This is a genomic window from Shewanella sp. SR1, assembly GCF_020447145.1.
Classification (GTDB): Bacteria; Pseudomonadota; Gammaproteobacteria; order Enterobacterales; family Shewanellaceae; genus Shewanella; species Shewanella baltica.
The window spans coordinates 88,242-110,521 of the sequence record NZ_JAJAEF010000006.1 but is presented as its reverse complement, the minus strand read 5'-3'; the positions used below and the strand labels follow the sequence as shown (position 1 = coordinate 110,521).

Here is a 22,280-nt window from a genome sequence, read left to right as displayed (position 1 = left end):
ATTGCTGGCTTTTGTTACTCACAAAAATGAGACGCATAGAGTGTGAGTTATTTAATTGCCAGTACACCCACAGATGAGGTAAATCCAATGCTAAAGCGTGTGATTATTCCCTTAACATTACTGATGTTAGGTGGATGTGTGGCTAAATCGGTTACACCGCCCAAGCCGAGTTTAGTGGATGGCAATGGGTTGCCGCCAACGGCAGTGATCAACCATTTAGCACAGCGAATTGTGACAGAGCTCGTTAAGCAAAATGATGCTCTGCGTTCTGATCAACCAATTGTCGTCGCCACCCCAGTATTAGTGGGTGACATGAATGGCACAAATGCGTTGGCGCAGCAGTTACAGCAAGGATTAATGACGTCGCTCCATAGCTTTCAGTTTAATGTAGTGGATTTAAATTTAGCTGATGGCTTGAGAGTGACGGCTAATGGGGATTTTATTTTGACGCGAGATTGGCAACAATTGTCGAAAAATCTTCCCGTTGAGCATCTTGTTGTATCGACTATGAGCCCAGTTACCAATGGTATGGCGATCAATACTCGGATTGTGAACATAAGTAACAATCGTGTGGTATCGGCCTCTCAAACTTTTGTGACTCAAAAAGAGTTGGCAAACTACATGCAGCCTTCGGAGCAAATTGTGTCACAAAATGGCATCTTATATCGTCAGGCGAGTCCAGGCATGAATGAAGTCCGTGTTTTAGGAGATGGAAAATGAAACGCTACCTTTTAGTTATTGCGGCGCTAATGCTAACTGGCTGCGCTGCTAAAGATAGATATGTGCAATGGGAAGATGTGCCGCCGCCGAGTTTTCCTAAGTTAACGGCCATAGGATATGCGCCCTTAGCTACTCAACCGGCTAAAGAACAATCACAAAGAGTGTTGATGGCCATGCAAGCATCAAAAATTGTGGCCTATCGTGAATTAGCAGAACAAGTTTATGGGCAGAAAATAACGGCAAACAGCAGTGTCAGTGATTGGATGTTGACGGACGATAATGTTAAAGCGTCGGTTTCTGGCGTGATCCGTGGGGCGCGGGTCGTTAAGAGTTATCCGGCTGGCGATCATTATGTCACTGAGTTAGAACTGGATTTTTCACAGGTATGGGCGCTGTATCAACAACAGAGTCGTCCACAGCGAGTGAAAGAAGTCACGTATTTCTAGTCATTTCTACATGACTCTATTGAGCCGCGTACTATGCGAGTAGTTATGCGGCTTTTCTTTTTCTGCACAAGTATCAAAGTCTAATCTTTAATCAGAGCAGAGCTTAGAAGCGGGAAATACAGAGTAGGAATTGATGCGCCTGTTAGGCCTTTAAATCATTGCCTAAACTTGAGATAGTTGAGGTCTTGCCTTTATCGTTATACGTAAGGCTGGAGGCGTTTCTACTGGCTTGTAAAGCTTGAGCGAAGCGATTGAGACTGGCTAAATTCATCTCAATTAAACTGGCATTTTGATCGTTCAGTTCTTTGCATTCAGTTAATGCGTCTTTGACAACGGCCATTTTATGCACGAGTTCGGTTTGCTGAGTGAGTTGAGACTTATCAGTGTGGTTTGCCAGAATATCGTCATTAGTCTTGAGTTCTTTCAGACATTGTGATTTTTCGTTAGCAAGAGAAAGCAGTAAATCGGCGTTTTGGTCAACCAAAGCGCCTTTTTCCTTGAGTATGATTTGCTTAAGAACAGCCAAATGGGCGTGTTGTAGATCTACCAGTTTAGCTATTTCAGTCATAGTTACTCTTTATTCAAGTCATTAAGTTCGGCTTCAAAACTTGCAATATTGGCAGCCAACTTTTCAGGGTCAATTTTATAGCGGCCTTCGGCGATAGCCTGTTTAATTTCGGCCACTTTCTTTTGATCAACTTCAGGAAGGCTCGCCATTTTAGTCTGAGCTCCTTGAAGTTGTTGCGCTTGCGCTGTAATCACCACTGAGTCGCTTCTTTGTGGTGTTGTCGATTTTGTGGCAACTTGAGCAGATTGATCGCTGCTAGTTTTAGTTGCACCTGAACGAACTTGTGTGGTCGTTGCAGTGTTGAGTTTGCTAATATCAATTGCCATTTTCGGCTCCAGCGTCGTGTGTACGGGATTTCTTAACTGGGGTATCGGCAGCTTATAAAAAAGCTTTAGATTATTTTACATTCTTACTTCAACTTCGCCAATGCCCGTGACTATAGCATCTAGTTCTTTGTTTGAACTGCTATTTTTGACTCTGATCCGATCGCCTTTATTGCCATCTTGTAGGGCTTCGCCCGCAGTTTTAAGTTCGAATGAGTTAGAACGAACATAAATAGATACCGAGTCGTTTTTACACACGAAGCATAAGTTATTGCTCAATATAGGATTATCCTTCGAGACGCGTCGTTTGACTCGCACACCAGCTAATTTACTTGGGTCATCAAATTCAGCGCCCCGTAAACTATTTTGCTCAATGTAACGGATTTCAACTTGGCTAGGGGAGATGAGTTCGCCAGGCGCTAAGGTTTCAGTTGTGACAACAACGGGGAATAAAATATCCACTCTAACCGAGATATAAATCTGCCAAGGGTAAGCAAGCTCTTGCGTATCGCAGCTGACTTTTAGGGTGTTATTACGGCTAATTTCCCTGTCACTAGCCAATTCAACCTTAATCGGCGACGAACATTGTGACGACAGCATTCTTGCGTCAACTATTTGCGGCGAAATATCGACTTTGGCATTAGCGGGCACGGATATCTTTTCTGAAATAAGCGCTTTAGCTAATTCTGAGATGGCCGATACGGTGGGAACAATAGGCTCTGCACTCGCAAAAGCGGGCATGAAGAGGGCGAAAACACTAAAAAAACAGACTAAATTTACTTTCATAATGAAGAGACTAGCTTGTAACGCCAGAATGCACCTATACTTTTATCAAGTTCGAAGCTGACCACTGTAATAATAATTTGCATCACTGTCAGAAGATTGACTCAGTTTCGACTATGTTTATCGATAGATAACACGTAAGCAATTAATATGCCTATACTCAAACGAGTCATAGGGCCGTACATAAACAGAACAACAAGGCAGAGTTATGTCGAGTATTCTTGATTCAGTCAACAAACGAACCCAGCTCGTTGGTCAAAACCGTTTAGAATTGCTGCTTTTTAAATTAAACGGTCGTCAACGGTTTGGGATTAACGTGTTTAAGGTGAAAGAAGTACTGCAGTGCCCGCCACTGACAACTTTGCCTAAACTTAATCCTTATGTTAAAGGTGTCGCGCACATTCGCGGTACGACTATTTCAGTTATTGATCTGAGTGCGGCAACAGGTGGTAGACCTTTAGCGAGTACAGAAAACTGTTTCATCATTATTTCTGAATATAACCGCAGTGTTCAAGGTTTCTTGGTCAGTTCTGTTGAGCGGATTATCAACATGAATTGGGAAGCGATTATGCCTCCGCCGCAAGGTGCCGGTCGTTATTCTTATCTGACTGCAGTGACTGAGATTGAAGGTGAATTGGTTGAAATTCTCGACGTAGAAAAAATCTTAGATGAGATTTCACCGGTTAAAACCGCTATCAGTGAAGAAGCCAATGAAAAGCTGACCCTCGACAGAACCCAGCATTACCATATTATGGTTATCGATGATTCTGCCGTGGCGCGTAAGCAAATTATTCGTTCACTCGAGTCATTGAACTTACAAATTGATACCGCTAAAGATGGTCGAGAAGCATTAGATAAGCTTAAAGAAATCGCCAAAGAAATGGACAATGTTGCCGATGAAATCCCTCTCATTATCTCAGACATTGAGATGCCTGAAATGGATGGTTATACCCTGACCGCTGAGATCCGAGATGATCCTAAGCTCAAGCATATTAAAGTGGTACTGCACACGTCGTTAAGTGGTGTATTCAATCAGGCAATGGTTCAAAAAGTGGGGGCCAATGACTTTATCGCTAAGTTTAATCCCGACGAACTGGCTGCTGCCGTGAATAAACACTTAAGTTTGTAAGTGCAGTAGTTAGTACCTAGATACGCTTTACGCTATAATCTCGACTTTATAACATGATGGTTTCGCACTGATTTTGGTGCTTGCTATAGGATTTAGGATGTGAATGTGCCAAATAAATCACTCGCTGAAGCTGAATATAATCAATTTAGGTTGTTCTTAGAGCAACACAGCGGCATCGTACTGGGTGAAAATAAGCAATATCTGGTGCGCAGTCGTCTTGCTCCTCTGATGGGGAAATATAACCTGCCATCCTTATCCGATGTGGTTAAGCATTCGATGAAGCCAACGGAGCGTGCGCTTCGGGCTGAAGTGATCGATGCTATGACGACCAATGAAACCCTTTGGTTTCGTGATCGTTATCCATTTGAGTTATTGCATAACGTTTTGTTACCTGAGTACAGTCGTTTAGGTCGTCCACTTAAGATTTGGTCGGCCGCGTGTTCGTCTGGGCAAGAACCCTATTCACTGGCGATGACGATTCTTGAGTATCAACAAAAGAAGCCTGGTGCGCTTGCGGGTAGTGCGTCAATTCAAGCCACGGATTTATCGCCTTCCATGTTGGAACGTTGCAAAAATGCTGAGTACGATAGTTTGGCATTAGCGCGCGGTTTATCCGAGGAGCGTAAGCGTCAGTTTTTTGATGCTTTGCCTTCAGGCAATATGAAGTTAAAGGATAATGTTAAGCGTTTAGTGAACTTTAGGGCACATAATCTGCTTGAGAGTTATAGCTTACTTGGTAAGTTCGACATTATTTTTTGCCGCAATGTGCTGATTTATTTTGCGCCTGAGGCAAAGGCAAAAATTTTGCGGCAATTCGCTGCCGCTCTTAATCCAAAAGGGATTCTATTTCTCGGTGCTTCTGAATCTATTGCTGGTTTAACGGATGAGTTTGACATGGTCCGTTGTAACCCTGGGATTTATTACCAGAAAAAGACTTAAGTCTGCTGCTTTAAAGAAAATTACCGACATTTGTCGGTAATTTTTTACCCATCACTTGCTCATCCCTATTGTTATTCTCATTATTCTCCTATGTTGGCACATGAATTGCTTTATTTCCGTGAGTAACACGAGGAGGCAATTTTATGGCGATCAATTTTGATAATGCACTGGGTGTGCATCAGTACACTCTCGGTATTAGAGCGCAGCGAGCTGAAGTCATTTCGAGCAATATCGCTAACGCCGATACGCCACATTATAAAGCCCGTGATGTAGATTTTTCTGCGGCAATGCAGGCCGCCCGTGGCCAACAACAGCAGCGTAATAGTCTTGAAATGCAAGAGACAGACAAGCATTTTGGTCTTGCTGAGTTGACTGGTCAATTTGTTAAGTTCCGCGTGCCAAATCAACCCGATACCGGTGATGGTAATACTGTTGATATCCAACAGGAACAATCGGCATTTATGCAAAATGCCCTTGAATATCAAATGTCGCTTGGTTTTTTAGACAGTAAGTTTAGTGGCATGAAGAAAGCGCTGAGAGGGGATTAATCATGAGTTTATTTAGCATATTTGATGTTGCTGGCTCGGGAATGTCGGCTCAATCGGTCAGGTTGAACACCACGGCGAGTAACATAGCTAACGCTGATTCCGTCTCGAGTAGCGTAGATAAGACCTATCGTTCCCGTCATCCTATTTTTGAAGCTGAAATGGCCAAAGCGCAAAGTCAGCAACAAGCCTCTCAAGGTGTTGCGGTAAAAGGCATTGTTGAAAGTGATAAACCACTACTAAAAGAATACTCGCCCGATCATCCGATGGCGGATGCGGACGGCTTTATTTATAAACCGAATGTTAATGTCATGGAAGAAATGGCAGATATGATTTCTGCTTCGCGCTCATATCAAATGAATGTTCAGGTCGCTGAAGCAGCTAAGTCTATGCTGCAACAAACACTTGGGATGGGTAAATAACATGTGTTACTTAGGAGGTAAGCTGTGAGCCTCATTAATCAAATTAACCAAGCATCGGCGCAGACGGCTCAAAATAAGAGTCAATCAAATGCTGTGACGACCAATTCATCAACCAGCTCAACGGGTAATCCGTTTCTTGATGGCATACGACTGCCAAAAGATTCGATAGTACCGGAAGCGAAAAGCCAACAGTTAACTCAAGATGACTTTTTCTCGTTATTAAGCCAACAGTTATCGATGCAGGACCCTTTTAAGCCCGTCGACAACGACCAAATGATTGCGCAGATGGCATCATTCTCGACGGTTGATGGTATTACTAAGTTGAATAATGAAATCGTTAATTTAAACGGTGTTATGACGTCGAGCCAAGCATTGCAGGCATCAGGACTTGTTGGTCGCAAGGTATTGATCCCAACCGATACAGGTAACATTTCAGCTGAAAGCCCAACAATAAAAGGTGTGATTAGCACGCCAGCTAAAATTCCTGAAGTTACTGTACGTGTTGAGGATGATAAAGGCCAAGTTGTGACCACCTTTAAAGTTGATGGCAGCAAGGGGGGCAATGTCGATGTCAACTGGGATGGCCTCGATAAAGATGGAAAACCTGTAACCGCAGGTAACTATTCGATCAAGGCGAGTGGGTTAGTGGATGGGAAATCCCAAGAATTGCCAGTCTCGACCTATGCTCATGTGACCAGTGTCTCTCTTGGTACGGCCAGTACTGGTGCCATTCTTAACTTGAGAGGCGGTATGGGCATCAAGTTAACCGATGTATTAGCTGTATCTGAAACCTAAGTTTGCCTAAAAGAATTTTTGCAGCATCCGAATTGGGCGTAAGTCGCTCATCAATGAATTGAGTCAAGTGTAGAGGTGAATTATGTCGTTTAACATTGCATTGAGTGGCATTGCTGCCGCGCAGAAAGATTTAAACACTACGGCGAATAACATTGCTAATGCGAACACCATTGGCTTTAAAGAGTCCCGTGCTGAATTTGCGGATGTGTACGCTAATTCTATTTTTTCAAATGCTAAAACTGCTGTTGGTGGTGGTGTTGCAACGAGTCAAGTGGCACAGCAATTCCATCAAGGCAGCTTACAACTGACGAATAACTCCCTCGACTTGGCAATCAAAGGTGGTGGTTTCTTTGTAACGTCCTCTGAATTAGGAACATTAGATCACGCATTCACCCGTGCAGGCGCTTTTAAAGTAGATTCTAATAATTACATGGTGGATTCGGCTGGTAATTATTTACAGACTTTCCCTGTGGATAAAGACGGCAACTCAACATCTGTGAGTTTAACCACGGCTAAGCCTGTACAAATTCCCGATACTGCAGGTAGTTCAGTAAAGACTGAGAATGTTACTTTACAAATGAACTTAAATGCTAAAGCTGAAGCCCTAGATCCTGCTTTATTTGACCACACCGATCCAAAAACTTATAACAATGTCACTTCAATGACTATTTATGACTCACTCGGTGAGGGCCACATCATGACCACGTACTTTGTGAAGCCTAAAGACGGTGCATATAATGGTGAGAGTAATTGGGTGGCTTATTATGCTATTGATAATAAACCTGTAAATTTAAATGGCCCTGCAGGTAAATACGATGTGGATACTGATGGTGACGGTAGTCCAGATGTGCCACCTGTTGCGGGCGGTGGTGGTGTTTCAGCGCAAACTGCTGGTGGCTGGACGGGGGCGGTGCTGAAGTTTAACTCAGTTGGAGCCTATATTGACAGTAATCCTGCAGTTATTACTACGGCGCCACTTGGTAATAAACCAGCTGGTGTATTAGGTGCTGGAGCGGATGGCACTCAAGCATTAACAGTGAAGTTCAATGCGCCAACGCAATATGCAGATCCTTTTGCGGCGACTGAATTGAAACAAGATGGTACGACGGTTGGTCGTTTAACTAACGTTGAAATTGGTGCTGATGGCCTAATTACAGCAAGCTATTCTAACGGTTCGAACGTTGCTTTAGCACGGGTTGCTTTAGTTCGTTTTGCTAACGAACAAGGTTTAACGCAAGTGGGGAATACGTCGTGGAAAGCCAGTTTAGCTTCAGGTCCTGCGTTAGCGGGTGAGCCCAATAGTGGAACTTTTGGTAGTCTCAGTTCATCGGCGTTAGAGCAATCGAACATCGATTTAACGACTGAACTGGTCGATTTAATTTCGGCGCAGCGTAACTTCCAAGCGAACTCTCGTACCCTTGAAGTGAATAACACGCTGCAACAAACCGTATTACAAATCCGCTAATCATTACTTTGTTTAACTAAGTGTTGCCGCCAGTGGCAACACTTAGCCTTTATCCTGCTATCAATTCACTTCATTTCCTTATTCTTCAATTCTATCAGTAAATTAAACGTCAACTTTATTGGCACGATGCTTGCTTTGCTATTGTCATGTAGAAAATTTGACGGAGCAGTCTGTGGACAAATTCCTTTATGTCGCCATGAGTGGCGCCAAGCAAAATATGAATGAGCTGGCGCTCCGTGCGAACAACCTAGCCAATGCTAATACCGACGGTTTTAAATCCGATATGGCGCAAGCTCGCTCGATGCAGGCCTTCGGTGAAGGATTGCCTACAAGGGTGTTTGCGATGACAGAGTCTCCGTCAGCAAATTTTCGCTCAGGTCCAATAAAAACGACCGGACGAGATCTCGATGTTGCCATTAAAGGCGACGGCTGGTTTGCCGTGCAGGCAAAAGATGGCAGTGAAGCCTATACCCGCGCTGGTAGTTTAAGTTTCGACTCTACGGGTTTACTACACAATGACAGGGGAAATCCTGTTATGGGGGATGCCGGTCCCATAGTGTTGCCGCTCCCTATCGAGAAAGTTTCAATTTCTCAGGATGGCATTATTTCTGTTCGACCTCAGGGCGCTACCGCTGAAGTGGTGGAAGAAGTTGGTCGCTTGAAACTCGTTAATCCAGGTAATGCCGAGATGATGCGCGGTGAGGATGGATTGTTCCGGCTTGTGTCAGGGAATATCGCTCCTGCCGATCCTAGCGTAGGGGTTGAAAGTGGCGCAGTGGAAGGCAGTAACGTAAACCCTGTCGATGAAATGGTGTCTTTGATTGACCTTCAGCGTCAGTTTGAATTGCAAGTCAAGATGATGAAAACCGCGGAAGAAAATGATCGCGCTTCATCTTCATTAATGCGTATTAGTTAGGAGATAGATTATGCATCCGGCGTTATGGATTAGTAAAACTGGCTTAGACGCACAGCAAACTGACATTGCGGTGATCTCGAACAACGTGGCGAACGCCAGCACTGTGGGCTACAAGAAAAGTCGCGCAGTATTTGAAGATTTGCTTTACCAAACAGTTAACCAAGCGGGCGGTGTCAGCGCTTCTAACACTAAGTTACCTAATGGATTAAACATAGGTGCGGGTACCAAAGTCGTCGCTACACAGAAAATGTTTACCCAAGGCAACATGCTGACTACGGATAACTCATTGGATCTGATGATTGAAGGCCCCGGCTTTTTTGAAATCCAGCTACCCGATGGTACTGCGGCCTATACCCGAAATGGTCAGTTTACCTTAGACGATACGGGCCAGATTGTGACGCCAGGTTCTGGCTACTTGCTGCAACCCGCGATCACGATTCCTGACAATGCGACCAGTATTACCGTTTCCGCTGAGGGTGAAGTTTCAGTGAAAACCCCAGGTACAGCAGAGAACCAAGTTGTGGGTCAGTTGACTATGACGGATTTTATTAATCCATCGGGTCTGGATCCTATGGGACAAAACCTATACACGGAAACCGGTGCGAGTGGCACGCCAATTCAAGGTACTGCTTCGTTAGATGGCATGGGAGCGATTCGCCAAGGCGCCTTAGAAACCTCTAACGTTAACGTGACCGAAGAACTTGTGAACCTTATCGAAAGTCAGCGCATTTACGAGATGAACTCCAAAGTGATTTCAGCGGTAGATCAGATGCTGTCTTACGTGACTCAGAATTTATAGAGGCAAACATCATGGCTAGATATCTTGTGTTGGCCGTCGCGTTATTGCTTGCAGCTTGTAGCTCGACGCAAAAGAAACCCCTTGCGGATGATCCCTTTTATGCGCCGGTATATCCAGAGGCACCGCCGACAAAAATTGCTGCGACTGGTTCTATTTATCAAGACAGTCAAGCATCTAGCTTGTATTCGGATATACGTGCTCACAAAGTTGGCGACATTATCACTATCGTTTTGAAAGAGTCGACTCAAGCTAAGAAGAGTGCAGGCAATCAGATCAAAAAAGGCTCTGACATGAGCTTAGATCCTATCTTCGCCGGTGGTAGTAATATCTCCGTTGGCGGAGTGCCAATTGATTTACGTTATAAAGATAGCATGAACACTAAGCGTGAATCGGATGCGGATCAGAGCAATAGTTTAGATGGCAGCATCTCGGCAAACGTGATGCAAGTGCTGAACAACGGCAGCTTAGTGATCCGCGGCGAAAAATGGATCTCAATCAACAACGGTGATGAGTTTATTCGCGTCACAGGTCTGGTTCGCTCGCAGGACATTAAACCCGATAACACTATCGATTCAACGCGAATGGCCAATGCCCGTATTCAATACAGTGGCACAGGTACTTTCGCAGATGCTCAAAAAGTGGGCTGGTTAAGCCAGTTCTTTATGAGCGACTGGTGGCCCTTCTAAGGAGTCGTATCATGAAATATAAACTGGTGTTAGCCGTTGCCGTGCTAGTGTTTTCTCTACCTAGTCAGGCTGAACGAATTAAAGATATTGCCAATGTGCAGGGCGTACGCAGTAACCAGTTGATCGGTTATGGCTTAGTGGTTGGTTTGCCGGGAACGGGTGAGAAAACCAGTTATACCGAGCAGACCTTTATGACTATGCTGAAAAATTTCGGCATTAATCTTCCTGACAACGTCAAACCAAAGATTAAAAACGTCGCTGTGGTTGCCGTACATGCGGACATGCCTGCCTTTATAAAACCGGGTCAAGATCTTGACGTCACCGTATCTAGCTTAGGCGAAGCAAAAAGTTTACGCGGTGGCACCTTATTGCAAACCTTTTTGAAAGGCGTTGACGGTAATGTGTATGCGATAGCCCAAGGCAGCTTAGTGGTGAGTGGTTTTAGTGCCGATGGTTTAGATGGTTCAAAGGTGATTCAAAATACTCCAACTGTTGGCCGTATACCCAATGGCGCGATTGTCGAGCGCAGTGTGGCGACCCCATTTTCAACCGGCGATTATTTGACGTTTAACTTACGTCGTTCTGATTTTTCTACCGCACAACGGATGGCCGATGCGATTAATGAGCTATTAGGCCCTGATATGGCGCGTCCTTTAGACGCGACATCTGTGCAGGTCAGTGCTCCGCGTGATGTATCACAACGGGTGTCTTTTTTAGCTACGCTTGAAAACCTCGATGTTATTCCCGCAGAAGAATCTGCCAAAGTGATCGTTAACTCACGCACTGGAACCATAGTGGTTGGGCAAAACGTGCGCTTACTCCCAGCGGCGATTACCCATGGCGGCATGACAGTCACGATTGCTGAGGCAACCCAGGTTTCACAGCCAAACGCCTTGGCCAATGGTCAAACAACCGTCACGAGCAATAGTACGATTACAGCGACAGAAAGTGACCGCCGTATGTTTATGTTTAATCCTGGCACTACGCTGGATGAGCTGGTTAGAGCGGTTAACTTGGTCGGTGCAGCCCCTTCAGATGTGTTAGCAATACTGGAAGCGTTAAAAGTGGCAGGAGCTTTGCATGGTGAACTTATCATCATCTAATTTCTGTCGGGAAAATCATGGAAAAGCTTTCAAGTTCATCACATTTTCTTGACCTGGGCGGCTTAGATTCACTCCGCGCCCAGGCACAGAAGGATGAGAAGGGCGCCTTGAAAAAGGTCGCCCAACAATTTGAAGGTATTTTCGTGCAAATGCTGATGAAAAGTATGCGCGATGCCAATGCGGTTTTTCAGTCTGATAGTCCTCTCAATAGCCAATACACTAAGTTTTACGAGCAGATGCGCGATCAGCAGTTATCGGTCGATTTATCTGACAAAGGGGTATTGGGCCTTGCCGATATGATGGTGCAGCAACTCTCCCCTGAAACCAGTCATTTTACGCCAGCATCGGTATTACGCGACGATGGCGGTATGAAAATGCTCCATGATGCTAAAGCGCTTAACGTGCCAATGCAGAGTGCAGTCGCGCCAGCGGTTGAATCCACAGTTATTAATCATGGCGTACCCGCTGCCATTGCTCGACCAGCATTTGAGCCTGATAGAGCCATGGATGCAAACTCATCAATGGACATTGATACGCCAAATCGTTTACTGGCAATTGATACACCTAAGCCAAGCTGGAGCGAACAGTCACTTTCTGTCGTCGACCCTGTGATTAGCGGCCAAGTTTTGCCGACGGCGGCCTTTAGGGAAACCCAGAAGATAGTCCGTTTCGGTAGTCGAGAAGAGTTTTTGGCGACCTTATACCCACATGCCGAAAAAGCGGCAAAAGCATTAGGTACCCAACCAGAAGTATTGTTGGCGCAATCGGCACTTGAAACCGGCTGGGGACAAAAAATTGTTCGCGGTAATAACGGCGCGCCAAGTCATAACCTATTCAATATTAAAGCTGATCGCCGTTGGCAGGGCGATAAGGCGAACGTCAGCACCTTAGAATTCGAACACGGTGTGGCAGTGCAGCAAAAAGCCGACTTCCGTGTTTACAGTGACTTTGAGCATAGCTTCAACGATTTTGTGTCCTTCATTGCCGAAGGCGATCGTTATCAAGATGCGAAGAAAGTGGCGGCTTCGCCAACTCAGTTTATTCGAGCTTTGCAGGATGCGGGTTATGCCACAGATCCTCGATATGCTGAAAAAGTCATTAAAGTGATGCAGTCCATCAGCGAAGAGCTGAAATCAATTCTGCCAGGAGAAGACAAATGATGAACCTTACAACCCTGTTTGTTCATAGGAGTGTCAACTAATGGCCGTTGATCTGCTGAATATTGCGCGAACTGGAGTGCTTGCCTCCCAGTCGCAACTGGGTGTCACCAGTAATAACATTGCTAACGCAAATACCGCGGGTTACCACAGACAAGTGGCAACTCAGTCGACTCTAGAATCACAGCGTTTAGGCAATAGCTTTTATGGCACTGGAACTTACGTTAATGACGTTAAGCGTATCTACAATGACTATGCCGCAAGAGAGTTGCGCATTGGCCAAACAACGCTCAGTGCCGCCGAAGCCAGCTACGGTAAATTGAGTGAACTCGATCAGCTATTTTCTAAGATAGGCAACGTTGTGCCACAAAGCTTAAATGACCTGTTTTCAGGTATGAATAGCGTGGCAGACTTACCCACAGACCTGGGCATCCGCAGCTCGACCTTAACGAATGCGCAGCAAGTCGCGAGTAGCCTGAATCAGATGCAGTCTTATTTGAATGGTCAGCTCGATCAAACCAATGACCAGATAACCGGCATGACTAAGCGTATTAATGAGATCAGTACAGAACTTGCCAACTTAAACCTAGAGCTGATGAAGTCACCGAATCAAGATGCGCAGTTACTCGATAAGCAAGATGCACTCGTTCAAGAATTAAGCCAGTACGCCCAAGTGAATGTCATCCCGCAAGAAAATGGCGCCAAGAGTATCATGCTCGGTGGCTCTGTGATGCTAGTTTCCGGTGAGATTGCCATGAGTATGGGCACTCAAGCGGGTAACCCATTTCCCAAAGAGTTACAGCTTAATTCAAGTATTGGTTCGCAAAGCGTCACAGTTGACCCAAGTAAACTTGGCGGTCAGCTAGGAGCTATGTTTGACTTTCGTGACCAGACGTTAATTCCCGCGGGTCATGAGCTTGACCAATTAGCTTTGGGCGTGGCTGATAACTTTAACAAAATGCAAGCGCAAGGCATTGACCTCAATGGTCAAGTCGGCGCCAATATCTTCAAAGATATCAACGATCCTATGATGTCCTTGGGTCGTGTAGCAGGTTTTTCTGGTAATACGGGCAATGCAACGTTAGGCGTCACCATCGATGACACTAATTTATTAACTGGCGGTGCCTACGAGCTGTCATGTGTCAGTACTGCGCCAGCTTCTTATGAGTTGAGAGATACGGAAACGGGGGTGATAACACCGCTGACTTTATCAGGCTCGACTTTTGGATTTTCAATTGACATAAAAGCGGGCGCTATGGCGTCGGGGGATCGTTTTGCCATTCGCCCGACAGCGGGTGCTTCAAATGGCATTGAAGTTGTTATGAAAGACCCTAAAGGCATTGCCGCCGCATCCCCAAAGATTACCGCTGATGCCGCTAACTCGGGCAATACCCAAGTTAAGTTGACTCAAATTGGCAATCGAAATGCCGCAAATTTTCCTGTGACGGGCAGTGAATTGACGATCAAACTCGACACCACTGTCGCGCCACCCACCTATGAAGCATTCGATGCCGCAGGAACATCACTTGGGGCTGCTACAACTTATACCCCACCGAGTATCAGCGCCTTTGGTTTTACCTTCGAAGTAGATAGTACAGCTGCAGCGGGCAATGACAGATTTACCTTCGATTTATCCTTTGCCGAGGGCGATAACTCCAATGCTGTTGCTATGGCTAAATTGAGCGAAAGTAAAGTGATGAATAATGGTAAATCGACCTTAGCGGATGTGTTCGAGAACACTAAGCTCGACATTGGCAGTAAAACGAAAGCGGCCGAAGTGCGTACTGGTTCGGCTGAGGCCGTGTATCAACAAGCTTATGCGCGAGTAGAGAGTGAGTCGGGCGTGAATTTAGATGAAGAAGCCGCAAATTTAATGCGTTTTCAGCAAGCTTATCAAGCCTCTGCGCGGATCATGACGACCGCACAGCAGATTTTTGACACTTTATTATCCTCAGTGCGTTAGGAGATTTAACTATGCGATTATCATCCGCGCAGATCTTTAATCAAAGCATTACCAGTGTGCTGCAAAAGCAAACTGCGACCAGCAAAATTCTTGAACAACTGAGCAGCGGTAAGAAAGTCAATACTGCGGGTGATGATCCTGTGGCGTCACAGGGTATTGATAATCTGAATCAGAAAAATGCACTCGTCGATCAGTTCATTAAGAACATTGATTATGCAACGAATCACTTACAACAGACCGAAAGTCAACTTGGCCAAGCGGATACATTAGTATCGAGCATGAAAGATATGATGCTAAGGGGGTCTAACGGCAGTATGACTGAGCCAGAGCGGCAAACAATTGCCGATGATCTGCGTAAAAGTCTGGATCAATTACTGACGATTGCGAATACCAAAGATGAATCGGGAAACTATCTCTTTGCAGGTAATAAAACGGACACGAAACCGTTCGAATTCGATAACAATGGTCAAATTATTTACTCAGGCGACTCAGGCGTTCGTAATAGCATGATTGCTACAGGTATTCAGCTTAATACTAATGTGGCTGGAGATACCGCTTTTATGAAGTCACCCAATGCAATGGGCGATTATAGCGTCAATTATTTGCCGTCCCAACAAGGTGATTTTAGTGTATCTAGCGCTAAGCTAGCTAACGCGACACCTTCTCTCTCTGATTACACTGTTTCATTTCTAGATGATGGTGCTGGTGGCATTAATGTCGAAGTTACCGACAACGCGATTCCCGCCAATATCATCTCCCCCGCAGCGGCGTTCGATCCCGCTGTGCCAGTCACTTTTGACGGTGTTGAACTAAAAATTGCTGGCGAGCCGAAAATAGGTGACAGCTTTACCCTTCATCAAGAACCAGAGGTTAGCATTTTCAATACCTTAAATAAGGCGATTGCTCTTTTTGAAAATGCTGACCAAGTGCAGACGCCTGCTGGGCAGTCTGAGTTGGCACAGTTATTGAATAACGTTGTGAGTGGTGTCAAACAAATGAGTCAGCAGCAAGGCTTATCAGGTAACAGTTTAAAGATACTGGAAAAATATACTGATAAGCACACTGATGAGAAATTGATTAACACCTCGGCATTATCCAAATTGGAAGATCTTGATTATGCCACTGCGATAACTGAATTTGAGAAGCAACAACTCGCACTCAATGCCGTATCCAGTGTGTTTAGTAAAGTGGGTTCCGTATCGCTGTTTGATTACATCTAGATCGAATGCCTTCTGAACCGAAAGCGCTAAAACAAGACGGTTTTCAATGATGAAGGCATCAAGGTCTAAAGGTTAAGTAATTAAATTAAGCAAATAGAGTTAAGCACGTTAAGTAAAGTTGCAGCAATTGATGGCAACAAGATTTAGCCAGGCTTCCACGTCTTGGCACCCAACTTAGAAGAGGAACGTAACATGGCTATTTCAGTAAATACCAACGTCACATCGATGAAGGCGCAAAACCAATTAAACGGCGCTAATTCAAAATTATCCACCTCGATGGAGCGTTTATCATCGGGCATGCGCATTAACAGCGCCAAAGACGATGCGGCTGGTTTACAAATTTCTAACCGTATGACCAGCCAAATTAGTGGTATCGGGGTGGCCATGCGTAATGCCAACGATGGTATCTCCATTGCCCAAACCGCCGAAGGCGCGATGCAGGAATCGACTAATATTCTGCAGCGGATGCGTGATTTATCTTTACAATCTGCAAACGGTTCTAACTCAGCAGATGACCGCGCTGCAATGCAAAAAGAATTATCAGCATTACAAACAGAACTAACGCGTATAGCGGAAACCACTTCTTTTGGTGGTCAAAAGTTGCTTGATGGCAATTATGGAACACAAAAATTCCAAGTGGGTTCAAATGCTAATGAAACGATTTCAGTTTCTTTAAAAAATACCTCTGCAGCAACGTTAGGCTCCAATGATTACAATAAGGATTTTGCTAAAGATGGTACTGCTACAGGAAAGTTTGTTACCCATGCTACTGATAATGGTGTCACAGTTGAAGCGAATTTACGTCTATCAACTGCGGAAGGTTCAACGGCTGCGATAAGTTATGCAGTTAATGCTAGCTCTAAAACGATTGCAACAGCAATAAATACCGCTGTCGATGCAGAGGGGTTAGGAGTTAAGGCGGTAGTAACTAATAAATTAACCATTTCGAGTTTATCTAACGATGAGGGTGCTGCATTGACAGTAAACGGTAAAGCTGTTTCTGTTGAGAATTTAAGTAGCGCCAAAATGGTAGATGTGATTAATCAAACACCAGACATTGGGGTGACAGCGTCACTAAATGATAATGGTGAATTAGTGTTAACATCGGATGATGATATTGCGATTTCCATTGCTAATACAGATGGTGATGCCGAGGCATCAATAACCAATCACGCAGGTAAAACAGCGACATTGGCTGATGATGAAAACCAAATTGCTGTGGGTAGTATTGAATTAAATGGTAGTGGTAAGAGTTTTTCGTTAGTTGCCGCAAATGCTGATGTATTTAGCGAGGCAGCTGGCCAATCAAAATTGACCAACGTTGACTCTATTGATATTGGTACCGCTGATGGTGCACAGAATGCATTATCCATTATTGATGCTGCTATTGCAGGGATTGATAGCCAACGTGCGGATTTGGGTGCGGTCCAAAACCGGCTGAATTTTACTATCAATAATTTAAGTAATATTCAGTCTAACGTATCCGATGCCCGTAGCCGTATTCAAGATGTGGATTTTGCCTCAGAAACTGCCCAGTTAACCAAACAGCAAATTCTATCGCAAACCTCTTCTGCAATGCTGGCTCAGGCTAATCAGCTACCACAAACCGCATTATCCTTATTAGGCTAGGATTGAACGGTTAGTTATCTCCTATCATAAAAACAGACCTTGCTGGTCTGTTTTTATTTGATTTCATTATGTTTTTACTTTTTGAGTTAAATTTTTAAATTATTTGCTAAAGGTTTAAACTCCCTCGCCGTTAAAGTGTTTGTAGAAAATAAACTTTGCCTGACAGTACTGACAGGCACTATTCAAGTTAGGTAGAGGGCAATAACCATGGCTATTTCAGTAAACACCAACGTCACCTCAATGCGTGCACAAAACCAATTAAATGGTGCCAATTCAAAACTATCCACTTCGATGGAGCGTTTATCCTCTGGTCTGCGAATCAACAGTGCTAAAGATGATGCCGCAGGTCTACAAATCTCTAACCGTATGACCAGCCAAGTGAATGGTATCGGGGTGGCCATGCGTAATGCCAACGATGGTATTTCGATTGCCCAAACCGCTGAAGGCGCAATGCAAGAATCAACCAATATTCTGCAGCGGATGCGTGACTTATCTTTACAGTCTGCGAATGGTTCAAATTCTGCTGAAGATCGCGCCTCTATGCAGAAAGAAATTAGCTCTTTGCAAACAGAATTAACGCGTATAGCGGAAACCACTTCTTTTGGTGGTCAAAAGTTGCTTGATGGCAATTATGGAACACAAAAATTCCAAGTGGGTTCAAATGCTAATGAAACGATTTCAGTTTCTTTAAAAAATACCTCTGCAGCAACGTTAGGCTCCAATGATTACAATAAGGATTTTGCTAAAGATGGTACTGCTACAGGAAAGTTTGTTACCCATGCTACTGATAATGGTGTCACAGTTGAAGCGAATTTACGTCTATCAACTGCGGAAGGTTCAACGGCTGCGATAAGTTATGCAGTTAATGCTAGCTCTAAAACGATTGCAACAGCAATAAATACCGCTGTCGATGCAGAGGGGTTAGGAGTTAAGGCGGTAGTAACTAATAAATTAACCATTTCGAGTTTATCTAACGATGAGGGTGCTGCATTGACAGTAAACGGTAAAGCTGTTTCTGTTGAGAATTTAAGTAGCGCCAAAATGGTAGATGTGATTAATCAAACACCAGACATTGGGGTGACAGCGTCACTAAATGATAATGGTGAATTAGTGTTAACATCGGATGATGATATTGCGATTTCCATTGCTAATACAGATGGTGATGCCGAGGCATCAATAACCAATCACGCAGGTAAAACAGCGACATTGGCTGATGATGAAAACCAAATTGCTGTGGGTAGTATTGAATTAAATGGTAGTGGTAAGAGTTTTTCGTTAGTTGCCGCAAATGCTGATGTATTTAGCGAGGCAGCTGGCCAATCAAAATTGACCAACGTTGACTCTATTGATATTGGTACCGCTGATGGTGCACAGAATGCATTATCCATTATTGATGCTGCTATTGCAGGGATTGATAGCCAACGTGCGGATTTGGGTGCGGTCCAAAACCGGCTGAATTTTACTATCAATAATTTAAGTAATATTCAGTCTAACGTATCCGATGCCCGTAGCCGTATTCAAGATGTGGATTTTGCCTCAGAAACTGCCCAGTTAACCAAACAGCAAATTCTATCGCAAACCTCTTCTGCAATGCTGGCACAGGCTAATCAGTTACCACAAACCGCGCTATCACTTCTATAATCAGTGGTACAGCATAAAATGAGTTGAGATGATAAGGAGAGTCTGTAAGGACTCTCCTTTTTGCTTTAAGCAATAGCATTCTCTTTTTGGTATGTGAATTGCTTATTAAATTACGATAGAAAGTAAGTTGAGGTGTGTCATGGACGTTAATGTTATCAATACTTCAATACCATCGGCTAGAAAAGACAATATGGCAGCGCTAACCGATAATAAAACCAGTGTTGTCGAGAAGAACTTGCCTAGTAAGGGTGTGCCAACGACTGATGAGTCGGTACGCAGTGTCGAACAGGTTAGTAAAACGGCGCAGGTGGATGCCGAGGCGCTGCAAAAAGCGGTAAAAGAGATTGCCGCCAGTATGAATTTGATGCAAAAAGGCTTAGCCTTTAATATCGATGAAGATTCTGGTGTGCAGGTTGTAAAAGTGATCGACGAACAAACAGGCGATTTGATTCGGCAAATACCGAATGAAGAAGCCTTGGATATTGCGAAAAAGTTAAGTGAAGTCGCTGGTTTATTGATGAAAACAGAAGTTTAATATTTTGGTGAGTATGTATCTCACATTGTTGCGTGATACTGTGTTGATTGGGTTTGTCGTTTAGTAGAGGTTAATATGGGCTTAACATCGGTTGGTATTGGTTCTGGAATGGACATCGGTGGCATTGTAACTGCATTAGTGAATGCAGAAAGTGCCGGTAAAATCGCCAAGTTTGATGCCAATGAAGGCAAGCTTAATGCCCAGATATCCGGTGTTGGCGCATTAAAAAGCGCCATGTCTGAATTTAATGATAAGTTGAAAACATTAACTAAATCAGAAACCTTTGGCAGCCAAAAAGTTGCTATGTCTACTAAAGATTACCTTTCCGCCACCGTTGATAAAACCGCTGTTGCTGGTAGTTATCAAGTTAAAGTGGATCAACTTGCCCAAAGTCAAAAGGTAGGTTCTGCTGTTGCTGAAGACGCAACCTCACCTATAGGTGAAGGTTCGTTATCTATCGGTGTGGGCAGCGGCACTGCGTTTAATATTGATGTTAGCGCCACTGACTCGCTTACCGATATTATGAATAAAATTAATAATGCTGATGATAATACCGATGTTACTGCAACGGTTATCAACGGTGAATTGGGCCCTCAGCTTGTGTTAGGGTCTAAAAAAACGGGTGAAGATAACCTAATATCCGTTACTGCAACGAATACTGGTGCCGGTACTGGCTTATCGGATACATTTACCATGAGTGAACTGACACCTGCGAAGAATGCAATAGTGCATATCGATGGGGTAAAAGTGGTAGCTCAATCAAATAGCCTAAAGGAAGCCATTACTGGGGTATCTTTAACGCTTACTGCTGCCGATATAGACAAAACGACGACTCTTACAGTGAGTAAAGATACTGCGACATCTAAAACAGCCATTGAAGGCTTTGTCGAATCCTACAATAGTTTGATGAAAACCATAAAAGATCTAACTGGATATAATCCTGATACTAAACAGGCGGGAATATTGCAGGGTGATGCCCTGCCTCGCAGCATTCAAAGCCAGTTGCGCGGCATGTTATCGAGTGGATTTGACACCTCAGATGGCACTCAAATGCTGGCAAACTTAGGTGTAAAAACTACCCGCGAGGGCTTATTAGAAGTTGACTCGACTAAATTAACTGAAGCTATTAAAAACGACAAAGGAACTATTGCAGAGCTGTTTGCAACAGAAGACACAGGCCTTGCGTCAAAAATGTCGAGTTTGGTTGATACCTATATTAAATCTGGTGGTGCAATTGATGGCCGTGATAGCTCACTCGATGAGCAATTATCTCGTATTGCCGACAGTCGTGTGCAATTGAATACTCGTATGACAGCGTATAGTGATCGTTTATATAAGCAGTATAATGCTATGGATTTAATGGTTGCTAACCTAAATTCCCAATCAAGCTCGCTATTATCAAGAATCGATTCTCTTCCTGGTGTTGTTAGACAAAGTAAGTAAATAGAGTCGAAATTTTGGCATAGTCGCTATTTCTAGATATGTTAACGAGGGTAATTTGGATAAGATCATTCAGCAGCTAACAGATGTTAACATCAACATATTGTTAAAGCTGGGAAAAATTGATAACTCTAACCCTGCTGATGAAATTTTTTATGTTTTGGTATTAGAATTGCAGAGCCTTATTGAGCAGCGCGAAGTATGTTTGAAAACCTTAGTGTCTAATAGCGAGTTTATCGATCGACAGTGCTTAGTAGACCAGTTTAATTTGAGTCAAACTTTAATTTTACGGTCAACGAAAGTGATGGAGGATTGTCGAGCACTCGCGCAGGTAGATAATAATGCTAAGCGCCATATTAAAGCTTATAAAGCAATAGAATCAAATAGGTAGGTATTTATGCGCGGATCAATGCAATCATATCGAAAAATCTCTGTGGAAAGTGATCTGAGCGTGGCTTCTCCGCATCGTGTCATTCAAATGTTATTTGCGGGCGCATTAGAGCGTCTAGCCCAAGCCAAATGCGCGATAGAGCAAGGTGATATTGCTAAGCGTGGCCTATTCATGGGGAAAGCTATTGGTATTGTCTCCGGTTTGAATGGCAGTTTAAATATGGATGCTGAAGGTGATGTTGCAAGTAATCTAACAAGATTATATGATTTCATGTTACGAAGAATGTCAGAAGCTAATATCAATAATGATGCTCAAGCGATTGATGAGGTTGTCGTCATTCTTAAAACAATTAAAGAAGGATGGGATGCTATTCCCACTGACAAACATAATTTGTCATCTTATCCCGAATAGACTTAAATTCTGTTCTAGAAAGAATGCATTAGAGACGCACTGGTTGCGTCTTTTTTTTGGCTTAAAGTCAAATGTTTGACGTTTTTAACTAGAATCATGGCATAAATGAACTAAAATCAATTCAGTTTGGCATAAACCTCATCTGAGGCTTGCTTCTCGTCTGCTGATAATACAATATTCATCACAAGTAGTGATGGTGGCACAGATTGTTACATTGAATTTGTTAAGCTTTTACAGCAACTAATCATAAATAA

Annotated in this window: 24 protein-coding genes; 21 read left to right on the top strand and 3 right to left on the bottom strand. The window is 43.8% G+C overall.

Annotated elements, in window-relative coordinates; genetic code table 11:
• Positions 1 to 87 precede the first annotated feature (87 nt).
• Positions 88 to 720, top strand: coding sequence for a FlgO family outer membrane protein (locus KV201_RS07455; protein ID WP_006085650.1), 633 nt, complete (start codon positions 88 to 90; stop codon positions 718 to 720).
• On the top strand, positions 717 to 1,166 hold the full coding sequence (locus KV201_RS07450) for an LPP20 family lipoprotein (protein WP_006085649.1): 450 nt from the start codon (positions 717 to 719) through the stop codon (positions 1,164 to 1,166). The genes KV201_RS07455 and KV201_RS07450 overlap by 4 nt, the downstream gene beginning before the upstream one ends.
• A gap of 142 nt (positions 1,167 to 1,308) precedes the next feature.
• Here the strand turns inward: KV201_RS07450 and KV201_RS07445 are convergent, their stop codons facing one another.
• From KV201_RS07445 to flgA, 3 genes are all read right to left on the bottom strand, one after another.
• Positions 1,309 to 1,734 carry a flagella synthesis protein FlgN gene (locus KV201_RS07445; RefSeq protein ID WP_011847321.1) on the bottom strand — a complete coding sequence of 142 codons (426 nt, stop codon included), beginning with the start codon at positions 1,732 to 1,734 and terminating at the stop codon, positions 1,309 to 1,311.
• Positions 1,735 to 1,736: 2 nt separating this feature from the next.
• On the bottom strand, positions 1,737 to 2,060 hold the full coding sequence (gene flgM / locus KV201_RS07440) for a flagellar biosynthesis anti-sigma factor FlgM (protein WP_006082433.1): 324 nt from the start codon (positions 2,058 to 2,060) through the stop codon (positions 1,737 to 1,739).
• A 75-nt stretch (positions 2,061 to 2,135) separates the two neighbouring features.
• Positions 2,136 to 2,843 carry a flagellar basal body P-ring formation chaperone FlgA gene (gene flgA, locus KV201_RS07435; protein ID WP_226058951.1) on the bottom strand — a complete coding sequence of 236 codons (708 nt, stop codon included), beginning with the start codon at positions 2,841 to 2,843 and terminating at the stop codon, positions 2,136 to 2,138.
• A gap of 205 nt (positions 2,844 to 3,048) precedes the next feature.
• On the opposite strand from flgA, the gene KV201_RS07430 reads away from it, so the two are divergent.
• The 19 genes from KV201_RS07430 to fliS all read left to right on the top strand — a co-directional run bounded on the left by KV201_RS07430 (position 3,049) and on the right by fliS (position 22,026).
• Positions 3,049 to 3,969 carry a chemotaxis protein CheV gene (locus KV201_RS07430; RefSeq protein ID WP_006082431.1) on the top strand — a complete coding sequence of 307 codons (921 nt, stop codon included), beginning with the start codon at positions 3,049 to 3,051 and terminating at the stop codon, positions 3,967 to 3,969.
• Positions 3,970 to 4,068: 99 nt separating this feature from the next.
• The gene (locus KV201_RS07425) at positions 4,069 to 4,908 is read left to right on the top strand and encodes a protein-glutamate O-methyltransferase CheR (RefSeq protein WP_006082430.1); all 840 of its coding nucleotides are present in this window, start codon (positions 4,069 to 4,071) and stop codon (positions 4,906 to 4,908) included.
• A gap of 143 nt (positions 4,909 to 5,051) precedes the next feature.
• A complete protein-coding gene (gene flgB / locus KV201_RS07420) occupies positions 5,052 to 5,456 on the top strand; it encodes a flagellar basal body rod protein FlgB (protein ID WP_011847319.1) in 405 nt (134 codons plus the stop codon).
• A gap of 2 nt (positions 5,457 to 5,458) precedes the next feature.
• Positions 5,459 to 5,875, top strand: a complete 417-nt coding sequence (gene flgC, locus KV201_RS07415) for a flagellar basal body rod protein FlgC (protein ID WP_006085646.1) — start codon at positions 5,459 to 5,461, stop codon at positions 5,873 to 5,875.
• A gap of 24 nt (positions 5,876 to 5,899) precedes the next feature.
• Complete coding sequence (flgD, locus tag KV201_RS07410) at positions 5,900 to 6,670, top strand: flagellar hook assembly protein FlgD (protein WP_220777182.1); 771 nt, start codon at positions 5,900 to 5,902, stop codon at positions 6,668 to 6,670.
• Positions 6,671 to 6,752: 82 nt separating this feature from the next.
• Positions 6,753 to 8,135: a flagellar hook protein FlgE gene (gene flgE / locus KV201_RS07405; RefSeq protein ID WP_226058950.1), complete on the top strand. Its 1,383-nt coding sequence runs from the start codon at positions 6,753 to 6,755 to the stop codon at positions 8,133 to 8,135.
• Between the two features lie 172 nt (positions 8,136 to 8,307).
• The gene (gene flgF, locus KV201_RS07400) at positions 8,308 to 9,051 is read left to right on the top strand and encodes a flagellar basal-body rod protein FlgF (protein ID WP_006085643.1); all 744 of its coding nucleotides are present in this window, start codon (positions 8,308 to 8,310) and stop codon (positions 9,049 to 9,051) included.
• A 10-nt stretch (positions 9,052 to 9,061) separates the two neighbouring features.
• A complete protein-coding gene (gene flgG / locus KV201_RS07395) occupies positions 9,062 to 9,850 on the top strand; it encodes a flagellar basal-body rod protein FlgG (protein ID WP_006085642.1) in 789 nt (262 codons plus the stop codon).
• A gap of 11 nt (positions 9,851 to 9,861) precedes the next feature.
• Entirely contained in the window at positions 9,862 to 10,536 is a 675-nt protein-coding gene (gene flgH / locus KV201_RS07390; protein WP_012089711.1) for a flagellar basal body L-ring protein FlgH, read from the top strand.
• Between the two features lie 11 nt (positions 10,537 to 10,547).
• Entirely contained in the window at positions 10,548 to 11,639 is a 1,092-nt protein-coding gene (locus KV201_RS07385; protein ID WP_006082420.1) for a flagellar basal body P-ring protein FlgI, read from the top strand.
• Between the two features lie 17 nt (positions 11,640 to 11,656).
• Entirely contained in the window at positions 11,657 to 12,799 is a 1,143-nt protein-coding gene (flgJ, locus tag KV201_RS07380) for a flagellar assembly peptidoglycan hydrolase FlgJ (RefSeq protein ID WP_006082419.1), read from the top strand.
• Positions 12,800 to 12,839: 40 nt separating this feature from the next.
• Complete coding sequence (flgK, locus tag KV201_RS07375; protein WP_220777184.1) at positions 12,840 to 14,759, top strand: flagellar hook-associated protein FlgK; 1,920 nt, start codon at positions 12,840 to 12,842, stop codon at positions 14,757 to 14,759.
• Between the two features lie 11 nt (positions 14,760 to 14,770).
• On the top strand, positions 14,771 to 15,979 hold the full coding sequence (gene flgL, locus KV201_RS07370; RefSeq protein WP_226058949.1) for a flagellar hook-associated protein FlgL: 1,209 nt from the start codon (positions 14,771 to 14,773) through the stop codon (positions 15,977 to 15,979).
• A 192-nt stretch (positions 15,980 to 16,171) separates the two neighbouring features.
• The gene (locus KV201_RS07365; protein ID WP_226058948.1) at positions 16,172 to 17,608 is read left to right on the top strand and encodes a flagellin; all 1,437 of its coding nucleotides are present in this window, start codon (positions 16,172 to 16,174) and stop codon (positions 17,606 to 17,608) included.
• 207 nt (positions 17,609 to 17,815) lie between these two features.
• Entirely contained in the window at positions 17,816 to 19,249 is a 1,434-nt protein-coding gene (locus tag KV201_RS07360) for a flagellin (protein ID WP_226058947.1), read from the top strand.
• A 139-nt stretch (positions 19,250 to 19,388) separates the two neighbouring features.
• Positions 19,389 to 19,784 (top strand): flagellar protein FlaG, encoded by a 396-nt coding sequence (locus tag KV201_RS07355; RefSeq protein WP_226058946.1) that lies wholly within the window; start codon positions 19,389 to 19,391, stop codon positions 19,782 to 19,784.
• Positions 19,785 to 19,859: 75 nt separating this feature from the next.
• Entirely contained in the window at positions 19,860 to 21,227 is a 1,368-nt protein-coding gene (fliD, locus tag KV201_RS07350) for a flagellar filament capping protein FliD (protein WP_226058945.1), read from the top strand.
• Between the two features lie 55 nt (positions 21,228 to 21,282).
• Complete coding sequence (locus tag KV201_RS07345; RefSeq protein WP_226058944.1) at positions 21,283 to 21,615, top strand: hypothetical protein; 333 nt, start codon at positions 21,283 to 21,285, stop codon at positions 21,613 to 21,615.
• A 6-nt stretch (positions 21,616 to 21,621) separates the two neighbouring features.
• Complete coding sequence (gene fliS, locus KV201_RS07340; protein ID WP_106651079.1) at positions 21,622 to 22,026, top strand: flagellar export chaperone FliS; 405 nt, start codon at positions 21,622 to 21,624, stop codon at positions 22,024 to 22,026.
• Positions 22,027 to 22,280: the final 254 nt, after the last annotated feature.

Excerpts from the sequence above, each read along its gene's own strand:
- KV201_RS07455 (WP_006085650.1), top strand. The coding sequence starts at position 88 with ATGCTAAAGCGTGTGATTATTCCCTTAACATTACTGATGTTAGGTGGA.
- KV201_RS07450 (WP_006085649.1), top strand. The coding sequence starts at position 717 with ATGAAACGCTACCTTTTAGTTATTGCGGCGCTAATGCTAACTGGCTGC.
- KV201_RS07445 (WP_011847321.1), bottom strand. The coding sequence starts at position 1,734 with ATGACTGAAATAGCTAAACTGGTAGATCTACAACACGCCCATTTGGCT.
- flgM (WP_006082433.1), bottom strand. The coding sequence starts at position 2,060 with ATGGCAATTGATATTAGCAAACTCAACACTGCAACGACCACACAAGTT.
- flgA (WP_226058951.1), bottom strand. The coding sequence starts at position 2,843 with ATGAAAGTAAATTTAGTCTGTTTTTTTAGTGTTTTCGCCCTCTTCATG.
- KV201_RS07430 (WP_006082431.1), top strand. The coding sequence starts at position 3,049 with ATGTCGAGTATTCTTGATTCAGTCAACAAACGAACCCAGCTCGTTGGT.
- flgB (WP_011847319.1), top strand. The coding sequence starts at position 5,052 with ATGGCGATCAATTTTGATAATGCACTGGGTGTGCATCAGTACACTCTC.
- flgC (WP_006085646.1), top strand. The coding sequence starts at position 5,459 with ATGAGTTTATTTAGCATATTTGATGTTGCTGGCTCGGGAATGTCGGCT.
- flgE (WP_226058950.1), top strand. The coding sequence starts at position 6,753 with ATGTCGTTTAACATTGCATTGAGTGGCATTGCTGCCGCGCAGAAAGAT.
- flgG (WP_006085642.1), top strand. The coding sequence starts at position 9,062 with ATGCATCCGGCGTTATGGATTAGTAAAACTGGCTTAGACGCACAGCAA.
- flgH (WP_012089711.1), top strand. The coding sequence starts at position 9,862 with ATGGCTAGATATCTTGTGTTGGCCGTCGCGTTATTGCTTGCAGCTTGT.
- KV201_RS07385 (WP_006082420.1), top strand. The coding sequence starts at position 10,548 with ATGAAATATAAACTGGTGTTAGCCGTTGCCGTGCTAGTGTTTTCTCTA.
- flgJ (WP_006082419.1), top strand. The coding sequence starts at position 11,657 with ATGGAAAAGCTTTCAAGTTCATCACATTTTCTTGACCTGGGCGGCTTA.
- flgK (WP_220777184.1), top strand. The coding sequence starts at position 12,840 with ATGGCCGTTGATCTGCTGAATATTGCGCGAACTGGAGTGCTTGCCTCC.
- flgL (WP_226058949.1), top strand. The coding sequence starts at position 14,771 with ATGCGATTATCATCCGCGCAGATCTTTAATCAAAGCATTACCAGTGTG.
- KV201_RS07365 (WP_226058948.1), top strand. The coding sequence starts at position 16,172 with ATGGCTATTTCAGTAAATACCAACGTCACATCGATGAAGGCGCAAAAC.
- KV201_RS07360 (WP_226058947.1), top strand. The coding sequence starts at position 17,816 with ATGGCTATTTCAGTAAACACCAACGTCACCTCAATGCGTGCACAAAAC.
- KV201_RS07355 (WP_226058946.1), top strand. The coding sequence starts at position 19,389 with ATGGACGTTAATGTTATCAATACTTCAATACCATCGGCTAGAAAAGAC.
- fliD (WP_226058945.1), top strand. The coding sequence starts at position 19,860 with ATGGGCTTAACATCGGTTGGTATTGGTTCTGGAATGGACATCGGTGGC.
- fliS (WP_106651079.1), top strand. The coding sequence starts at position 21,622 with ATGCGCGGATCAATGCAATCATATCGAAAAATCTCTGTGGAAAGTGAT.